This window comes from Ectobacillus sp. JY-23, from assembly GCF_023022965.1.
Taxonomy (GTDB): domain Bacteria; phylum Bacillota; class Bacilli; order Bacillales; family Bacillaceae_G; genus Ectobacillus.
Map to the genome: position 1 here is coordinate 2,460,001 of NZ_CP095462.1, position 17,869 is coordinate 2,477,869.

Consider the following 17,869-nt stretch of genomic DNA (forward strand, 5'->3'; position numbering starts at 1 on the left):
GTGGAGCTTTACTGTAGCCTGATATTGAATTTTGGTACAGCTTGTACAGGATAGGTAGGAGCCTATGAACCCGGAGCGCCAGCTTCGGTGGAGGCGTCGGTGGGATACTACCCTGGCTGTATTGAAGTTCTAACCCGCGCCCCTACATCGGGGCGGGAGACAGTGTCAGGTGGGCAGTTTGACTGGGGCGGTCGCCTCCTAAAATGTAACGGAGGCGCCCAAAGGTTCCCTCAGAATGGTTGGAAATCATTCGAAGAGTGTAAAGGCATAAGGGAGCTTGACTGCGAGACCTACAAGTCGAGCAGGGACGAAAGTCGGGCTTAGTGATCCGGTGGTTCCGCATGGAAGGGCCATCGCTCAACGGATAAAAGCTACCCCGGGGATAACAGGCTTATCTCCCCCAAGAGTCCACATCGACGGGGAGGTTTGGCACCTCGATGTCGGCTCATCGCATCCTGGGGCTGTAGTCGGTCCCAAGGGTTGGGCTGTTCGCCCATTAAAGCGGTACGCGAGCTGGGTTCAGAACGTCGTGAGACAGTTCGGTCCCTATCCGTCGCGGGCGCAGGAAATTTGAGAGGAGCTGTCCTTAGTACGAGAGGACCGGGATGGACGCACCGCTGGTGTACCAGTTGTTCTGCCAAGGGCATCGCTGGGTAGCTATGTGCGGACGGGATAAGTGCTGAAAGCATCTAAGCATGAAGCCCCCCTCAAGATGAGATTTCCCATAGCGTCAAGCTAGTAAGATCCCTGAAAGATGATCAGGTTGATAGGTCAGAGGTGGAAGCGCGGCGACGTGTGGAGCTGACTGATACTAATCGATCGAGGACTTAACCAAAAAAGCAGAAGCGAGCGTTTAGCGAGCTGGAGCTAGATTACACACTTGTTATCCAGTTTTGAAGGAACATGCCTTCATATGTCTAGTGATGATGGCAAAGAGGTCACACCCGTTCCCATACCGAACACGGAAGTTAAGCTCTTTTGCGCCGAGGGTAGTTGGGACCTTGTCCCTGTGAGAGTAGGACGTCGCTAGGCACACAGTAGGCCGGTCATTTTGACCGGCTTTTTTGTTTTATATAAGAAAGTTATATTGTCTTATATTAAGCTTTAGACATTAAGTAATGATAGATATAATAAGGAATTTTATCAGCAGATACAGCTAGAAATTGATTAATAAAAGGATAATCTTCTGTCGCATAACTGTGTAAGAGCTCACTCCACCACTCTGTTTCATACCTGGAGATCATGCTCAAATTATAGAGCACTAAATAATGAACTAGTATTTCAGAAAAGGCACTCATTTGTTCGCGATTGCTTGGCAAATAATAGGTATCTTCATACATATGATAGACAAGTGGACTTTTTTGTAATCCAGCCCAATTTGTCTTAGGTGAATGCAATATAATGTTATGCTTATCTTTTTTAGTAGAGGGCTCTATATGTAAAGAAGGACAGGCAGTTTGTAAGTATTCAATAAAACGCTTCTCAGTCATGTTGTAGCGGTCTAAAACTAGCTTAGATATAGAAACTATGTGATCATCCATTCGTACAATAGGATAGAGCTCAGGAGCCTTTTTGCTGTATGTAAAGAGCCTTCCTAACTCTCCGACCAGTTTCAGTAAATTTTCCATACTACACTTTTCACCCTCTAGATGACGCATATAAAACATCTTTTCTGCAATATGAGTATATAAACCGTTTCTTTGTATTTTCACTTCATCTTGCAGAAATTCGTAGCTTTGTTTCTTTCGTTTTCGTGTTGTTACACCATGTGCTAAAACAGATGTAGATTCTGGATAATTGGGGTCTACTGTTAAGAGACAAGCCTTTAGCAGTTGAATCATACCGTAAAACAAAAGAACAGGACGAATAGAAAGAGGCGATATTTTTGCGGACTCATAATAACTCTTACCATGTTCAAGATAATAAATAAACGGGTAACAGTTATCAAAGCTTTTCTTATCGTGCTCTGCAATCTTTAATTGTTTATAACAATGAGAAAGATATTTTTGGGAATGTAAGGAGGAAGTAAAAAAACTAAGCTCCCTCCAAATCAGGTTTATATCCATAGTAAATGACTCCTTAAATAATTTAAAAATTCTAACATATACAACCTTCCTTGACAGTATTTTGCCCAATTGTTAAGCTACAAATAATATTTTAGCAATCAGGAGGGGAAAAGCTTATGTGGGAATCAAAATTTGTAAAAGAAGGCTTAACGTTTGATGATGTTTTACTTGTACCAGCTAAGTCTGAGGTGTTACCAAGAGAGGTTAGTGTAAAATCCGTTTTATCTGAGACGTTACAACTCAATATCCCTATCTTAAGTGCAGGTATGGACACGGTAACTGAATCTGAGATGGCAATTGCCATGGCTCGTCAAGGTGGACTAGGTATTATTCATAAGAATATGTCGATTGAGCAGCAAGCTGATCAAGTAGATAAAGTAAAGAGATGTGAAAGCGGAGTTATTACAGATCCGTTCTTTTTAACGCCCGAGCATCAAGTATATGATGCTGAGCATTTAATGGGAAAATATCGCATTTCAGGTGTACCTATTGTCAATAACGAAGCTGATCGTCAGCTAGTGGGTATTCTTACAAATCGTGACTTACGTTTTATTCAGGATTACTCAATTAAGATTTCTGATGTTATGACAAAAGAAAACCTAATTGTTGCACCTGTCGGAACTACATTGAACGAAGCGGAAAAGATTTTACAAAAGCATAAGATTGAAAAACTTCCCCTTGTTGATCAAGACGGTGTACTACAAGGTCTTATCACAATTAAAGATATTGAAAAAGTAATTGAGTTTCCTAACTCAGCCAAAGACAAGCAAGGACGATTACTTGTTGGTGCTGCAGTAGGCGTTACTCCTGATGCGATGGTACGTGTTGATGCGTTAGTAAAAGCTAATGTAGATGTAATTGTACTTGATACAGCACATGGCCATTCTAAAGGTGTGCTAGATAAGGTAAAAGAGATTCGAGCAAAGTATCCTAAATTAAATATTATTGCTGGTAACGTGGCAACAGCTGAAGCAACTCGTGACTTAATTGAAGCAGGAGCTAACATCGTTAAAGTAGGGATAGGACCTGGGTCTATCTGTACAACACGTGTAGTTGCAGGTGTAGGTGTCCCTCAGCTAACAGCTGTTTATGATTGCGCGACTGAGGCTCGTAAATATGGTGTTCCTGTTATTGCAGATGGTGGGATTAAGTACTCCGGAGATATTGTAAAAGCGTTAGCAGCAGGAGCTCATGTTGTTATGCTTGGTAGTATTTTTGCAGGTGTATCAGAAAGCCCTGGCGAAACAGAAATTTACCAAGGACGTCGTTTTAAAGTATACCGTGGTATGGGTTCTGTTGGTGCAATGGAAAGTGGAAGTAAAGATCGTTATTTCCAAGAAGGAAATAAGAAGCTTGTACCGGAAGGCATTGAAGGACGCGTTCCTTACAAAGGACCTTTGGCAGATACAGTACATCAACTAGTAGGCGGGCTTCGCTCTGGTATGGGTTACTGTGGATCTAAAGACTTAGAGGATCTACGTGAAAATGCACAATTTATTCGTATGAGCGGCGCAGGATTACGTGAAAGTCATCCGCATGATATCCAAATTACGAAAGAAGCACCAAACTATTCATTATAATATTCCAGTTTTGGACAGGGACAGACTATCCCTGTCCATTTTTTTGGGAATGTGTTAGAATAGCTTTTATGTGAAAACGTTTTTTAGGAGGTTTCAAAGTGAAATTTGTGTTTCAAAATCGAGTAATTGCGACAATGATGGCATTTACGTTGCTTTTTAGTATGTTTTTTACATATAAAGCATCTGCAGAAAGCAACACAGGATTAGATATTAAAGGTGAAGCAGCGATTCTAATAGAAGCAGATTCAGGCAAAATTTTATATGCAAAAAATAAAGATCAATCTTTACCGATTGCGAGTATGACAAAAATGATGACAGAGTACTTGGTTCACGAGGCAGTTGCAAAAGGGAAAATAAAATGGACACAAAAAACGCAAGCCTCTGAATATGCGCATCTTATTTCACAAGATCGTAGCTTGTCTAATGTACCTTTAGAAAACGGCGGATCTTACACTGTAAAAGAGTTATATGAAGCAGTAGCTATTTATTCAGCGAACGGTGCAGCAATCGCTTTGGCTGAATTGATAAGCGGCTCAGAAGGTAATTTTGTGAAAGAAATGAATAAAAAAGCAAAAGAATTAGGTCTTCTTAATTCAAAATTTGTAAACTCAACTGGTTTAACAAATAGCGATTTAAAGGGAAAACATCCTGAAGGTACAAGTGCGGATGAGGAAAACAAAATGTCCGCGAGCGATTCAGCACTTTTGGCACAACGTTTAATTAAAGATTATCCTGACATTTTAGATACGGCTAAAATTACTAAGAAGGTGTTTCAAGAAGGCGGAAAGTATCCGGTTCAAATGGATAACTGGAACTGGATGTTAAAAGGCCTTGTGTATGGATATGAGGGTGTAGATGGTCTTAAGACAGGCTCAACACCTGCGGCAGGTTATTGTTTCACGGGTACTGCTAAACGTGATAACATGCGTTTAATTGCAGTAGTCATTAAAACAGAATCTTATGAAGCGCGTTTCCAAGAAACAAAAAAGCTTTTTGATTATGGATTTAGTGGATTCGAAATGAAAGAGCTGTATAAAAAAGGGTACCAGCCAAAAGACAAGAAAACAGTAGCTGTACCAAATGGTAAAGAAAAAGAAGTGAACATTGAGACTGCATCAGCTATTAAAGTACCGGTACCTAAAGGGGAGAAAAATCCTTATCAGATAGGCTATAGTTTAAATAAAGGCGAGCTAAAAGCACCGTTGAAAGCCAAGGAGCAAGTTGGCTTTCTGACTGTTGCTTCTAAAGATAAACAAAATAGTGGATTTCTATCTGGAAAAGAGCTTAAGGTACCTCTTGTAACAACTGAAAAAGTAGAAAAAGCAAATTGGTTTGTGCTAACTATGCGCAGCATTGGTTCATTCTTCGGAAACCTATGGGATAGCGCAGTAGGGAAAATTACAGGCTAAAGATAAAAACTGCTCATAAATGAGCAGTTTTTATTTATTATATCTTCTATATGATATCCATATCAGAACATCAGATTCTATATTATGTAATAACGTACGGAAATTACCTAAAACAACTTCTGTATTCTAAGTAAAAAATAGTAGACAAAGATGTAATAGGTAGTGATAGAATGTAAGAGTATTCTTAATCTTTTGATGCAAAATAATGATGAATATAGATGAGGGGGCTTTCTAGATGAACTTAACAGGAACAGAGCGCGTGAAGCGCGGTATGGCAGAAATGCAAAAAGGCGGCGTAATTATGGATGTAATTAACGCTGAGCAAGCAAAAATTGCTGAAGAAGCAGGTGCAGTGGCTGTCATGGCATTGGAGCGTGTACCAGCTGATATTCGCGCTGCAGGCGGCGTGTCTCGTATGGCTGACCCTACAATTGTAGAAGAAGTAATGTCAGCGGTATCTATCCCAGTTATGGCAAAATGCCGTATTGGCCACATTGTAGAAGCACGCGTATTAGAGGCATTGGGTGTAGACTACATTGATGAAAGTGAAGTATTAACACCAGCTGATGAAGTATATCACTTGCTTAAGAGTGATTATACTGTACCGTTTGTTTGTGGCTGCCGTGACATCGGTGAAGCTGCAAGACGTATTGCTGAAGGCGCTTCTATGCTTCGTACAAAAGGTGAGCCAGGAACAGGTAACATTGTAGAAGCAGTTCGTCATATGCGCCAAGTAAATGCTGAAATTCGTCAGGTTGCGGCTATGCGTGAAGATGAATTAATGACATACGCAAAATTAACAGGTGCTCCTTATGAAGTATTATTAGAAATTAAACGCCTAGGTCGTTTACCTGTAGTTAACTTTGCAGCAGGCGGTGTAGCAACACCAGCTGATGCGGCTTTAATGATGCAATTGGGTGCGGACGGTGTATTTGTTGGTTCTGGTATCTTTAAGTCAGATAACCCAGCACAATTCGCTCGTGCAATCGTAGAAGCAACTACACATTATGAAGATTATGAACTAATTGCAAGTCTATCTAAAGGTCTTGGAAATCCAATGAAGGGTATTGAAATTTCTTCATTACTTCCACAAGAGCGTATGCAAGAACGCGGCTGGTAAAAAGGAGCTTTATACATGATAACAATCGGTGTATTGGGACTGCAGGGTGCAGTTCGCGAGCATATAGTATCAATTGAAGCATCCGGTGCTAAAGCTGTTGTTGTAAAAAAGATTGAGCAATTACAAGAAATTGACGCTCTTATCTTACCAGGCGGCGAGAGTACAACGATGCGAAGACTAATTGACAAATATGGCTTTATGGAACCACTACGTGCATTTGCAAATGAAGGTAAACCTTTGTTCGGTACATGTGCGGGGATGATCCTATTGGCCAAGAATTTAGTGGATTATAAAGAACCTCACCTTGGCGTAATGAATATTACTGTAGAAAGAAACGCATTTGGTAGACAGCGTGAAAGCTTTGAAGCAGCATTATCCATTAAAGGTGTGGGAGAAGATTTTGTCGGTGTATTTATACGTGCGCCTTATGTTGTAAGCGTAGGAGATGAAGTAGAGGTACTTTCTGTTCATGGAGATCGTATTGTAGCTGTTCGTCAAGGTCATCTTTTGGCTGCTTCTTTCCATCCAGAATTAACAGACGATCATCGCATGACAGCATACTTTGTTGATATGGTTAAAGAAGCAAAAGCGAAAAAAGTTGTATAAGCAACTTGCAAGTTGTACAAGATTATAGTAAATTGATGGTAACTTATATAACAAAAGCGTTGATAGGGCATAGTAATAAGCTTTTCTTTTTACAGAGAGTCGGTGGGTGGTGCAAACCGATAAAAGTAGCTTACGAATCCACCCTGGAGCAGGGCGTGAATAAGCGCTTCCGGCGAAGAGTCGTTAATTCTGTAAAGAGGAAAGCATATGCTTTCAATTAGGGTGGCAACGCGGGTAAACTCTCGTCCCTTTCCAAGGGGACGGGAGTTTTTTGTTGTTTATGGCTGTGTTAGAGCCTAATGTTGATAATTGGCACTTGTTAATTGGAGTGAAGGGGAGAGGCTCTTGCGGGAAAAGCGGGTCAAAGGGAGACCCTGCAGGCGCATAGCGCTGAGGAGGCTTCCTGACCGCCCGCGGAAAGCGAACCCCCGTAACGGAAATCAACAATGAGCTTTAACAGAGCCTGTTTATAAAAAGGTTTTATGAAAGAAGGAGGAAACAGAATGCTGGATATCAAGTATGTACGCGCAAATTTTGAAGAAGTAAAAGCAAAGCTTCAGCATAGAGGCGAGGATTTAACCGATTTTGGACGTTTTGAAGAACTAGATACGAAAAGACGTGAACTTCTTGTACAAACAGAGGAGCTGAAAAGCAAGCGTAATGAGGTGTCTCAACAAATTTCTGTGTTAAAACGTCAGAAACAAGATGCAGAAGCTTTAATTCTAGAAATGCGTGAAGTAGGAGATCGTATTAAAGGTCTTGATGAAGAACTTCGTGTTGTAGAGCATGACTTAGAACAATTAATGCTCTCTGTTCCTAACTTACCACATGAATCTGTACCAGTAGGTGAAACAGAGGACGATAACGTAGAGGTACGAAAATGGGGAGAGGTTCGTGATTTCGGCTTTGAACCAAAAGCGCATTGGGATATCGCAACTGACCTTAATATTCTAGATTTTGAGCGCGCAGGGAAGGTAACAGGAAGTCGTTTCGTATTCTATAAAGGCTTAGGTGCAAGATTAGAACGCGCTTTATTTAACTTCATGTTAGATCTTCATACAGATGAACATGGCTATGAAGAGGTTCTCCCTCCATACATCGTAAACCGTGATAGCATGACAGGAACAGGACAGCTTCCTAAATTTGAAGAAGACGCATTCCGTATCGAAAGTGAAGATTATTTCTTAATTCCTACAGCGGAAGTGCCGGTAACGAATATGCATCGTGACGAGATTTTAAATGGAGATATCTTACCAATTCAATATGCGGCATTTAGCGCATGCTTCCGCTCTGAAGCAGGATCTGCTGGTCGCGACACACGCGGCTTGATACGTCAGCATCAATTCAACAAAGTGGAGCTGGTAAAGTTTGTGAAACCTGAGGATTCTTATGAAGAGCTTGAGAAGCTGACAGCGAATGCTGAACGTGTATTGCAGCTTTTAGGCCTCCCATACCGCGTTCTCAGTATGTGTACAGGAGATTTAGGATTTACGGCTGCCAAGAAGTATGATATTGAAGTATGGATTCCTAGCTATGGCTCTTATCGTGAGATTTCTTCTTGCAGTAATTTTGAGAGCTTCCAAGCACGTCGTGCCAATATTCGTTTTAGACGCGAAGCAAACGGGAAACCTGAACATGTTCATACACTGAATGGTTCTGGTCTGGCAATCGGGCGTACAGTAGCTGCGATTCTTGAGAACTATCAGCAGGAAGATGGCTCTGTCGTGATTCCGGAAGTTTTACGTCCTTATATGGGTAATAAGGACGTAATTAAATAATATGAGCTACGGATGGGTATCAATAAGATACCCATTCTAGTTTGTTTAAAATATTAGTTTTCTTTATTAAACATTTTTTGCTTGACTAATAAATAGCAATTTGATATTATATTTCATGTCAATACGGAGGAATACCCAAGTCCGGCTGAAGGGATCGGTCTTGAAAACCGACAGGCGGTGAGAGCCGCGCGGGGGTTCGAATCCCTCTTCCTCCGCCATAATATTATTGACAACAGCGCATATAAGTTGAGATTGTGAAACTCGTTACCTGCTGTAACGGGTTTTTATTTTTAACAATGAGAAAGGAGCAGCTATGAATCTTCTCATCCAAACATTCCCTATGAAGGGGAAAACATTATATTTTGTACAATGTCCCAGCTGTAAACGAAATAGAATTTTAAATAGTGGTGCAAACGTTTCAAATATGGTAAGTGAAGAAGCATTTCGTAAGCTTTGCGGCTGTGTATGTAAGATGCAGTCTACTGTACAACCTAAGACTGCGAAGCGTCGTGGCAAAACTTTGACTGCTGTTATTAACGGTGTAGAGATGACTGTAAAAGAAATTTCTGATACTTATGGCATCGGTCAAACAACTGTACGTCAGCGAATCAATGCCGGTAAGAGTGAACAAGAAATTATCGCGCCAACTAAACGAAAATAATCCCGTGCATCATGCACGGGATTATTTTTTATTTCACAAGCTTTCTTGTGTGTTTAATAAAATGCCCAATTTTCTCAACAATTGGTTCGATAGAGCCACTATCTTGGATAATATCATATTCATTAATGTTCAAACGTAATACAGGACAAGCATTAAAGTTGTTAATCCAATTTTCATAGCGTTCGTGCATTTCTTTCCAATATTCAATCGGTGTTTGCTGCTCCATTGGTCTGCCGCGCTCACGGATACGATCTACAATATCTTCGAAAGATCCTTCCAAATAAATGAGCAGGTCAGGGTGTGGGAAGTATGGTGTCATGACCATTGCATCAAAAAGACCTTTATACGTCTCGTAGTCTGTAGTTGTCATGGTTCCCTTCTCAAAATGCATCTTGGCAAAAATGCCTGTATCTTCATAGATAGAGCGGTCTTGTATAAAACCACCGCCATATTCAAAAATTCTCTTTTGCTCTTTAAAGCGTTCAGCTAAAAAATAAATTTGCAGGTGAAAGCTCCAGCGGGTGAAGTCTGCATAAAATTTGTCCAAGTAAGGGTTTGTATCAACCTTTTCAAAGGAAGTTCGATATGATAACGCATTAGCAAGTGCATTAGTCATCGTAGATTTTCCTACACCTACTGTACCGGCAATTGTAATCACCGCATCGTTAGGGATATCATATTTTTGTCTTAAGTTCATTAGAGTGTGATCTCCTTTTTAAGCGTATTTTCTAACGCGGATAGAATGGCTTTCAAATCAGCTTCGTTATTAACAAAATCGATATTGTCACCGTTGAATTTCAACACAGGAATGTGCGGGTGCTCTGCAATGAAAGTGTCCATGGCAGTTTCGTAGTCCGCAATAAGTTGTACTAAGTACTGCGGATTCATATTTTTTTCAAACTCACGACCACGCATGGCAATACGCTTTTGCAGGGTCTCTAAGCTTGCTGTTAAGTATATGATAACATTGGGTACAGGCATGTCTCGTGTGAGAATCTCATAAATGTTAATATACTTGTTATATTGAGCTGGTTGCAAAGTTCTGGATGCAAAAATTAAGTTTTTGAAGATATGATAATCTGCTACAACTGGCTTATCTTGTTGCAGGTACTTGGTGTGGATATCTTCTAGTTGCTTATAGCGATTGCAGAGGAAAAACATTTCTGTCTGAAAGCTCCATTCGCTGATGTTTTCATAAAACTTCCCTAAGAAAGGATTTTCATCTACAATCTCTTTTAATAAATGAAGACCGAAATAATCTGATATAGCTTTGGCAAGTGAAGTTTTTCCGACACCGATCGGCCCCTCTACAGTTATAAAAGGTACTTTTACCATTGTTGCTCCTCCTTTACCACGGCGTCTTAAGACGAACAAAAAAATCAAAACAGGATTATTGTAGCACAAGAGAGGACGTAAAAGGACGAATTCTTTACAAAAATTTGTTTAGAAATTTATACTAGTACAGCAAACCTATTGTGTAAATAACAAGGTAGAGTGGGATGTATCCGCTTTTAAAATATGTGACATTACTTGTAGCGCATGATCATTATCTTTATCAGAATTAGATGCAATACAGTCATGAGGGACATATAATTTGTAATTTCGCATATGTGCGTCATTTGCTGTGAACAACACACAGATGTTACCAGCTATACCTGTTAAAATAAGAGATTGGATTTTAAGATATCCAAGTAATGTGTTTAAAGGTGTTTCGTAAAAAGCTGAATAATGTGGCTTGATGAGAAAGTAATCACTTTCACCGGGAGAAATATCATTAAGCCAAGTTTTATTTAATGTATTGCTGCAATGAGCAATAATTTTTTTCATATCTGTCTGCCAAATATTATAATGGTCATTAATATAAATGATAGGTATGTCGTGTTGATTAGCAAAATTTTTTAAGTTTATAATGGCCGGGACGATTTCTCTACATTTATGTGCAAGAGTTGGACCATGCTCAAAATCAAAGTCATTAATCATATCTATAATTAATAATGCAGTATCTTTCATATTGCATTCTCCTTCCTTTCGGTTTAGTTTTGGTAGAAAGGAAAAAAGTTATTTGTAACAAAGAAAGGATTATTAAATGTATACGGATGAGTATTACATGCAAATGGCGATTGAAGAGGCAAAAAAAGCGGAAGCAATTGATGAGGTTCCAATTGGGGCTGTTATTGTATGGCAAGATCAAGTTATTAGTCGTGCTCATAACTTAAGGGAAATTGAGCAACGTGCTATTGCACATGCGGAACTTCTGGCAATTGATGAAGCTTGTAAAAAGCTAGGAACATGGAGACTTGAGGATGTGACGCTATATGTTACATTAGAACCTTGCCCCATGTGCGCGGGTGCTATCGTATTATCTCGTGTAAAAAGAGTGGTATACGGAGCAGCAGACCCGAAAGGTGGATGTGCAGGAACTTTAATGAATTTATTGAATGAAGAGAGATTTAATCACCAAGCACAGGTCATAAGCGGTGTTTTACAAGAGGAATGCGGGCAGTTATTATCAGATTTTTTTCGCAAACTTAGGCAAAAGAAAAAAGAAAAGAAGCTGGCTGACAATAGCAAAAAGTGACAAGTTGCAATTTATGTAGAAACGCGTTATACTAATAGTGCCTTCAACAAGGCAACTAAATATGGTTTTAACTTTGCCGTGCTAAGCGGGGAGGTAGCGGTGCCCTGTACTCGCAATCCGCTCTAGCGAGGCCGAATTCCTTTCCGAGGTTATGCTGCTGTAGGGCTGCCTTAAGTAAGTGGCGTTGACGTCTGGGTCCTGCGCAACGGGAATCCGTGAACCTTGTCAGGTCCGGAAGGAAGCAGCAATAAGCGGAAGCTCTCGTGTGCCGCAGGGGTGCCTGGGCCGAGCTAACTGCTTAAGTAACGCTTATGGCACATAATCGACGAAAGGTGCACGGCAGTTTAACTTAAATCATAAACCCACTCTATGAAGAGTGGGTTTTTTGATAGCCTTTTTTGAAATGGAATCAAAGTTGCAAATAAGGTATAATAAAATGAATAAAAAAGTTTGAGGGAGGCAACGCTCTCGTGTCATATCAGGCGCTTTATCGAACGTGGCGACCACAAATGTTTGAAGATGTGGTAGGTCAAAAGCATGTAACGAAGACGCTGCAAAATGCCCTTCTACAACAAAAGGTATCACATGCGTACTTGTTTTCTGGTCCGCGCGGTACAGGGAAAACGACAATTGCGAAAGTTTTTGCTAAAGCTGTAAACTGCGAGCAAGCACCTACTGCAGAGCCATGTAATACTTGTCCTTCTTGTTTAGGGATAACAGACGGAACAATTGGGGATGTATTAGAAATAGATGCAGCTTCGAATAATGGTGTAGATGAAATCCGTGATATTCGCGATAAAGTCAAATATGCACCAAGTTCAGTTCGTTACAAAGTATATATCATTGACGAGGTTCACATGCTATCGATTGGCGCATTCAATGCGTTGTTAAAAACGTTAGAAGAACCTCCAAAGCACGTTATTTTTATTTTGGCTACAACAGAGCCTCATAAAATACCGCCAACAATTATATCGCGGTGTCAACGCTTTGAGTTCAGGAAAATTTCTGTTCAGGATATCGTAGAACGCTTAACAACCGTTGTACATAATGAACATATTACTATAACGGATGAAGCTCTTCATATTGTTGCAAGAACCGCTGAAGGTGGTATGCGTGATGCGTTAAGCTTGCTAGATCAGGCAATTTCTTATAGTGAAAACGAGGTTACTGCAGAAGAAGTGCTCACTGTAACAGGCTCTGTATCACAGCAATATTTAAATCAGTTGGTTGAATGTATATACAATAACAATGTAGCAGAAGCTTTACGGATTGTTAATCGTATGATGAATCAAGGAAAAGATCCATTACGTTTTATGGAAGATTTTATTTATTATTTTCGTGATATGTTACTATATCAAACTTCTTCTGGACTTGAGGATTTACTGGAAAGAGTGGTTGTTGACGAATCGTTCCGTAGCTTCAGTGATAAGATACAAGCAGATGCAATTTACGATATAATTCATACACTTAGTAAAAGTCAGCAAGAAATGAAATGGACAAATCACCCGCGTATTTTTCTTGAAGTGGTAATGGTCAAGCTCTGTCAGCAATTCGCACTGCGAGGGGGAGATCGTTTAGAGGCAGTAATGCAGCGTTTGCAGGAAATGGAGCATGCCCTTAAAGAATTGAAAAGAAACGGTGTTGTAGCAGCTCCACCTGAGCCAAAGAAAACTGCTAAACCAAGTGCAAAAACAACATTAAAGCTCCCGATAGGACGCATTCATGAGGTCTTAAAAAATGCTACTCGCAAAGATTTAGAAAAACTGAAAGGTGCTTGGGGAGAGGTTTTAGACCAGCTAAAGGCAAGAAATAAGGTTGCATACGCCGTGTTGCTCGAAAAAAGTGAGCCCGTCGCAGCGGCTGCTGGAGCCTATGTACTGGCATTTGAGTATGAAATTCATTGTAAAATGGCTGGGGAAAATCAAGATGGTACAGACACAGTCGAGCAAATCTTATATGATTTATTAGGGGAACAATTCAATATGATAGCTGTTCCCAAATCTGAGTGGAGTAAAATTCGAGAAGGCTTTTTAAAAGAACAAGTCGAAGATACTCCTAAGGCCGAAGATCCTATTGTAGCAGAAGCAATTAAATTAGTAGGCCAAGAACTAGTAGAAATACAAGAATAAATCTAGGAGGAATTGAAATGATGCGTGGTATGGGAAATATGAATAATATGATGAAACAAATGCAAAAAATGCAAAAACAAATGCAGGCTGCACAAGAGGAGCTTCTTGAAAAAACAGTTGAAGGTACTGCAGGTGGCGGTATGGTAACTGTTGTGGTAAACGGTAATAAACAAGTGCTTGAAGTGAAGATTAAAGAAGACGTAGTAGATCCAGATGACATTGAAATGCTTCAAGATTTAGTAATGGCAGCTACAAATGATGCATTAAAGAAAATTGAAGACTTAACAATGTCTACTATGGGACAATTCACAAAAGGATTGAATCTACCGGGCGGACTTTTCTAAGGGGAGATACCAGTGCACTATCCAGAACCGATATCAAAGCTTATAGATAGCTTTATGAAACTACCCGGCATTGGCCCAAAAACAGCAGTTCGATTGGCTTTTTTCGTACTTAACATGAAGGAAGACGATGTATTAGATTTTGCGAAGGCACTTGTAAATGCTAAACGCAATCTAACCTATTGTTCCGTTTGCGGACACATTACTGATCGTGATCCTTGCTATATATGTGAAGATAATAGCCGCGATAAGTCAGTGATTTGTGTAGTACAAGAGCCAAAAGATGTAATTGCAATGGAAAAAATGAAAGAATACCAAGGCGTATATCATGTTCTGCACGGCGCAATCTCTCCAATGGAGGGAATTGGTCCAGAAGATATTGATATTCCTGATTTATTAAAACGTCTGCATGATGAAATGGTTAAAGAGGTCATACTGGCTACTAATCCAAACATTGAGGGAGAAGCAACGGCTATGTATATATCGCGCTTATTGAAGCCGTCAGGTATTAAAGTGACGCGAATCGCTCATGGATTGCCTGTTGGAGGAGATTTGGAGTATGCCGATGAAGTTACTCTTTCTAAAGCCTTAGAAGGCCGTAGAGAGCTGTAGGAGGTCTAATTATGATTTTTCGCCGTAAAGGTCACATTAGACGTCAGTATGATAGAAAATTTATTGAACTATTAGAAGAATTAAAGCAAGAGTGGATGAGGCAAAAGCGTATAGTTGAACAGAGTCTAGAGCCATCTGAAGAGGTATTATGTCATCTGCAACTAGCCGAAGTGAAGTACTTTTATGCATTAAGAGAAGCGAAATTACGTAAAGTCTCATTAAGAAAGTAAAAAGACGTCTTAAAAAGGCGTCTTTTTTTTCTGTTTGATGGGAAGTAAATCTATAATTATATGAAGTCGCTACAAGATTTAGTTACTATAAAAATCAGCATGAAAGTATAGTTAGAGTTCTCTAACATAGGTTGTATTTTTCAAAAGCTCCTCATAAGTATAATAGTACAAGTTATAAGGGGGATGAAAAATGAACAACTTACTTGTAATTTCATGCATAGTAGGTTTAATTGTCATGCTGTTATTAATTGGGGCTCCGCTTAAACCGATTCGCTTCGTAGGGGGGACAATAGTAAAGATATTACTAGGGGCTATCTTTTTATTTGTGCTGAACATGGCAGGATCCAAGTATGGCTTGCATGTTCCTATTAATGCAGTTACCGCATCTATAACAGGAATTTTAGGAATACCAGGAATAATTGCACTAGCTGTGATTCAGCTGTATATTATCCCTCTTTAAGAGAAGAGGCACTTTATAATGATGTTCTTGTTTTAGGTAAAACCATCCTTACGAGACAAAAAGGGTGGTTTTTTATAGTTTGGTTGTGTCGATGCTCATTTTCATCGGGCGGTCAGATAGTCTCCTCCGCGCTACGCATCTGTGTACTCTCTTTTTGACTGACTTTTTTCACAGAAGCCTTAACTTCTTCACTCTAATCAACAAGTGCTAATTATCAACACCACGCTTTAATGTGACTCATAATTAAAATGATAAAATTGTTATGATAAAAAAGTTAAAAAAGTGTTGACCATAGGTTATGTACATGGTATATTAATAAATGTCGTCAGCGACACTATGAAAAAAGTTGTTGACTTCAGGATTTGGATGTTATATGATAATAAAGTCGCTTCGGCGGCAAATGAACTTTGAAAACTAAACAAAACATGAAACGTCAACATTTATTTTAGCTAGACAAACACTTTTATGGAGAGTTTGATCCTGGCTCAGGATGAACGCTGGCGGCGTGCCTAATACATGCAAGTCGAGCGGACCTCTTCGGAGGTTAGCGGCGGACGGGTGAGTAACACGTGGGTAACCTGCCTGTAAGACTGGGATAACTTCGGGAAACCGAAGCTAATACCGGATATGTTTTTGAACTGCATGGTTCAAAATGGAAAGATGGCTTCGGCTATCACTTACAGATGGACCCGCGTCGCATTAGCTAGTTGGTGAGGTAACGGCTCACCAAGGCGACGATGCGTAGCCGACCTGAGAGGGTGATCGGCCACACTGGGACTGAGACACGGCCCAGACTCCTACGGGAGGCAGCAGTAGGGAATCTTCGGCAATGGGCGAAAGCCTGACCGAGCAACGCCGCGTGAGTGATGAAGGCTTTCGGGTCGTAAAACTCTGTTGTCAGGGAAGAACAAGTACGAGAGTAACTGCTCGTACCTTGACGGTACCTGATTAGAAAGCCACGGCTAACTACGTGCCAGCAGCCGCGGTAATACGTAGGTGGCGAGCGTTATCCGGAATTATTGGGCGTAAAGCGCGCGCAGGCGGTCTTTTAAGTCTGATGTGAAAGCCCACGGCTCAACCGTGGAGGGTCATTGGAAACTGGGAGACTTGAGTGCAGAAGAGAAGAGCGGAATTCCACGTGTAGCGGTGAAATGCGTAGAGATGTGGAGGAACACCAGTGGCGAAGGCGGCTCTTTGGTCTGTAACTGACGCTGAGGCGCGAAAGCGTGGGGAGCAAACAGGATTAGATACCCTGGTAGTCCACGCCGTAAACGATGAGTGCTAAGTGTTAGAGGGTTTCCGCCCTTTAGTGCTGAAGTTAACGCATTAAGCACTCCGCCTGGGGAGTACGGCCGCAAGGCTGAAACTCAAAGGAATTGACGGGGGCCCGCACAAGCGGTGGAGCATGTGGTTTAATTCGAAGCAACGCGAAGAACCTTACCAGGTCTTGACATCCTCTGACAACCCTAGAGATAGGGCTTTCCCTTCGGGGACAGAGTGACAGGTGGTGCATGGTTGTCGTCAGCTCGTGTCGTGAGATGTTGGGTTAAGTCCCGCAACGAGCGCAACCCTTGATCTTAGTTGCCAGCATTCAGTTGGGCACTCTAAGGTGACTGCCGGTGACAAACCGGAGGAAGGTGGGGATGACGTCAAATCATCATGCCCCTTATGACCTGGGCTACACACGTGCTACAATGGACAATACAAAGGGTTGCGAGACCGCGAGGTGGAGCGAATCCCATAAAATTGTTCTCAGTTCGGATTGCAGGCTGCAACTCGCCTGCATGAAGCCGGAATCGCTAGTAATCGCGGATCAGCATGCCGCGGTGAATACGTTCCCGGGCCTTGTACACACCGCCCGTCACACCACGAGAGTTTGTAACACCCGAAGTCGGTGGGGTAACCGTAAGGAGCCAGCCGCCTAAGGTGGGACAGATGATTGGGGTGAAGTCGTAACAAGGTAGCCGTATCGGAAGGTGCGGCTGGATCACCTCCTTTCTATGGAGACATCAATGAACGCTGTTCATTGTATGAAAAGACGTTCTCTGTTTTGTTTAGTTTTGAGTGTTCAACTCAATAAGTATGGGCCTATAGCTCAGCTGGTTAGAGCGCACGCCTGATAAGCGTGAGGTCGATGGTTCGAGTCCATTTAGGCCCACCATACTTTCTGAATAACGGGGCCTTAGCTCAGCTGGGAGAGCGCCTGCCTTGCACGCAGGAGGTCAGCGGTTCGATCCCGCTAGGCTCCACCATGTTCTTTGAAAACTGGATAACAATACAAGTGTAATTCAAAAAGTGT

The 17,869-nt window shown here is 41.1% G+C and carries 16 protein-coding genes, 3 tRNA genes, 3 rRNA genes, 1 other RNA gene and 1 other annotated feature (1 of these 24 cut by a window edge); of the genes, 19 read left to right on the forward strand and 4 right to left on the reverse strand.

Annotated features, from left to right (window positions below; genetic code table 11):
• Positions 1-835: ribosomal RNA gene (locus MUG87_RS12605) — 23S ribosomal RNA — on the forward strand; it begins 2,085 nt to the left of the window's first position.
• Between the two features lie 81 nt (positions 836-916).
• A 5S ribosomal RNA gene (gene rrf, locus MUG87_RS12610) occupies positions 917-1,032 on the forward strand.
• A gap of 65 nt (positions 1,033-1,097) precedes the next feature.
• Here the strand turns inward: rrf and MUG87_RS12615 are convergent.
• A complete protein-coding gene (locus MUG87_RS12615) occupies positions 1,098-2,066 on the reverse strand; it encodes a YaaC family protein (protein WP_247082619.1) in 969 nt (322 codons plus the stop codon).
• A 116-nt stretch (positions 2,067-2,182) separates the two neighbouring features.
• Between MUG87_RS12615 and guaB the strand changes: the two genes are divergently transcribed.
• The 7 genes from guaB (at position 2,183) to MUG87_RS12650 (ending at position 9,220) form a co-directional block, all read left to right on the forward strand.
• The gene (gene guaB, locus MUG87_RS12620) at positions 2,183-3,646 is read left to right on the forward strand and encodes an IMP dehydrogenase (protein ID WP_247082621.1); all 1,464 of its coding nucleotides are present in this window, start codon (positions 2,183-2,185) and stop codon (positions 3,644-3,646) included.
• A gap of 98 nt (positions 3,647-3,744) precedes the next feature.
• The gene (locus MUG87_RS12625; protein ID WP_281503650.1) at positions 3,745-5,055 is read left to right on the forward strand and encodes a D-alanyl-D-alanine carboxypeptidase family protein; all 1,311 of its coding nucleotides are present in this window, start codon (positions 3,745-3,747) and stop codon (positions 5,053-5,055) included.
• 235 nt (positions 5,056-5,290) lie between these two features.
• The gene (pdxS, locus tag MUG87_RS12630) at positions 5,291-6,175 is read left to right on the forward strand and encodes a pyridoxal 5'-phosphate synthase lyase subunit PdxS (protein WP_247082623.1); all 885 of its coding nucleotides are present in this window, start codon (positions 5,291-5,293) and stop codon (positions 6,173-6,175) included.
• A gap of 15 nt (positions 6,176-6,190) precedes the next feature.
• Positions 6,191-6,781 (forward strand): pyridoxal 5'-phosphate synthase glutaminase subunit PdxT, encoded by a 591-nt coding sequence (gene pdxT, locus MUG87_RS12635; RefSeq protein ID WP_247082625.1) that lies wholly within the window; start codon positions 6,191-6,193, stop codon positions 6,779-6,781.
• A 50-nt stretch (positions 6,782-6,831) separates the two neighbouring features.
• Positions 6,832-7,034: a binding site (T-box leader), on the forward strand.
• Between the two features lie 250 nt (positions 7,035-7,284).
• A complete protein-coding gene (serS, locus tag MUG87_RS12640; RefSeq protein ID WP_247082627.1) occupies positions 7,285-8,559 on the forward strand; it encodes a serine--tRNA ligase in 1,275 nt (424 codons plus the stop codon).
• A 125-nt stretch (positions 8,560-8,684) separates the two neighbouring features.
• A tRNA-Ser gene (locus tag MUG87_RS12645) sits at positions 8,685-8,777 on the forward strand.
• Between the two features lie 95 nt (positions 8,778-8,872).
• Positions 8,873-9,220, forward strand: a complete 348-nt coding sequence (locus tag MUG87_RS12650) for a DUF3797 domain-containing protein (protein ID WP_247082629.1) — start codon at positions 8,873-8,875, stop codon at positions 9,218-9,220.
• A gap of 28 nt (positions 9,221-9,248) precedes the next feature.
• Here MUG87_RS12650 and MUG87_RS12655 read toward each other — a convergent pair whose 3' ends face one another.
• The 3 genes from MUG87_RS12655 to MUG87_RS12665 form a co-directional block, all read right to left on the reverse strand.
• Positions 9,249-9,917, reverse strand: a complete 669-nt coding sequence (locus tag MUG87_RS12655; RefSeq protein WP_247082631.1) for a deoxynucleoside kinase — start codon at positions 9,915-9,917, stop codon at positions 9,249-9,251.
• Complete coding sequence (locus MUG87_RS12660; RefSeq protein ID WP_247082633.1) at positions 9,917-10,555, reverse strand: deoxynucleoside kinase; 639 nt, start codon at positions 10,553-10,555, stop codon at positions 9,917-9,919. The genes MUG87_RS12655 and MUG87_RS12660 overlap by 1 nt, the downstream gene beginning before the upstream one ends.
• 135 nt (positions 10,556-10,690) lie before the next feature.
• Positions 10,691-11,230, reverse strand: a complete 540-nt coding sequence (locus MUG87_RS12665) for a cysteine hydrolase family protein (protein ID WP_247082635.1) — start codon at positions 11,228-11,230, stop codon at positions 10,691-10,693.
• Between the two features lie 76 nt (positions 11,231-11,306).
• Between MUG87_RS12665 and tadA the strand changes: the two genes are divergently transcribed.
• The 10 genes from tadA (at position 11,307) to MUG87_RS12715 (ending at position 17,822) form a co-directional block, all read left to right on the forward strand.
• The gene (gene tadA, locus MUG87_RS12670; protein WP_247082637.1) at positions 11,307-11,798 is read left to right on the forward strand and encodes a tRNA adenosine(34) deaminase TadA; all 492 of its coding nucleotides are present in this window, start codon (positions 11,307-11,309) and stop codon (positions 11,796-11,798) included.
• A 76-nt stretch (positions 11,799-11,874) separates the two neighbouring features.
• An RNA gene (ffs, locus tag MUG87_RS12675) (signal recognition particle sRNA large type) lies at positions 11,875-12,138 on the forward strand.
• Positions 12,139-12,268: 130 nt separating this feature from the next.
• Positions 12,269-13,927, forward strand: coding sequence for a DNA polymerase III subunit gamma/tau (gene dnaX / locus MUG87_RS12680; RefSeq protein ID WP_247082639.1), 1,659 nt, complete (start codon positions 12,269-12,271; stop codon positions 13,925-13,927).
• 17 nt (positions 13,928-13,944) lie between these two features.
• Positions 13,945-14,271, forward strand: coding sequence for a YbaB/EbfC family nucleoid-associated protein (locus tag MUG87_RS12685; protein ID WP_247082641.1), 327 nt, complete (start codon positions 13,945-13,947; stop codon positions 14,269-14,271).
• Between the two features lie 12 nt (positions 14,272-14,283).
• The gene (recR, locus tag MUG87_RS12690; protein WP_247082643.1) at positions 14,284-14,880 is read left to right on the forward strand and encodes a recombination mediator RecR; all 597 of its coding nucleotides are present in this window, start codon (positions 14,284-14,286) and stop codon (positions 14,878-14,880) included.
• A gap of 11 nt (positions 14,881-14,891) precedes the next feature.
• Positions 14,892-15,110 carry a YaaL family protein gene (locus MUG87_RS12695; protein WP_247082645.1) on the forward strand — a complete coding sequence of 73 codons (219 nt, stop codon included), beginning with the start codon at positions 14,892-14,894 and terminating at the stop codon, positions 15,108-15,110.
• A 190-nt stretch (positions 15,111-15,300) separates the two neighbouring features.
• The gene (locus MUG87_RS12700) at positions 15,301-15,570 is read left to right on the forward strand and encodes a pro-sigmaK processing inhibitor BofA family protein (RefSeq protein ID WP_247082647.1); all 270 of its coding nucleotides are present in this window, start codon (positions 15,301-15,303) and stop codon (positions 15,568-15,570) included.
• 462 nt (positions 15,571-16,032) lie between these two features.
• Positions 16,033-17,568 (forward strand): 16S ribosomal RNA (locus MUG87_RS12705).
• Positions 17,569-17,654: 86 nt separating this feature from the next.
• Positions 17,655-17,731 (forward strand) — tRNA-Ile (locus tag MUG87_RS12710).
• A 15-nt stretch (positions 17,732-17,746) separates the two neighbouring features.
• Positions 17,747-17,822, forward strand: a tRNA-Ala gene (locus MUG87_RS12715).
• Positions 17,823-17,869: the final 47 nt, after the last annotated feature.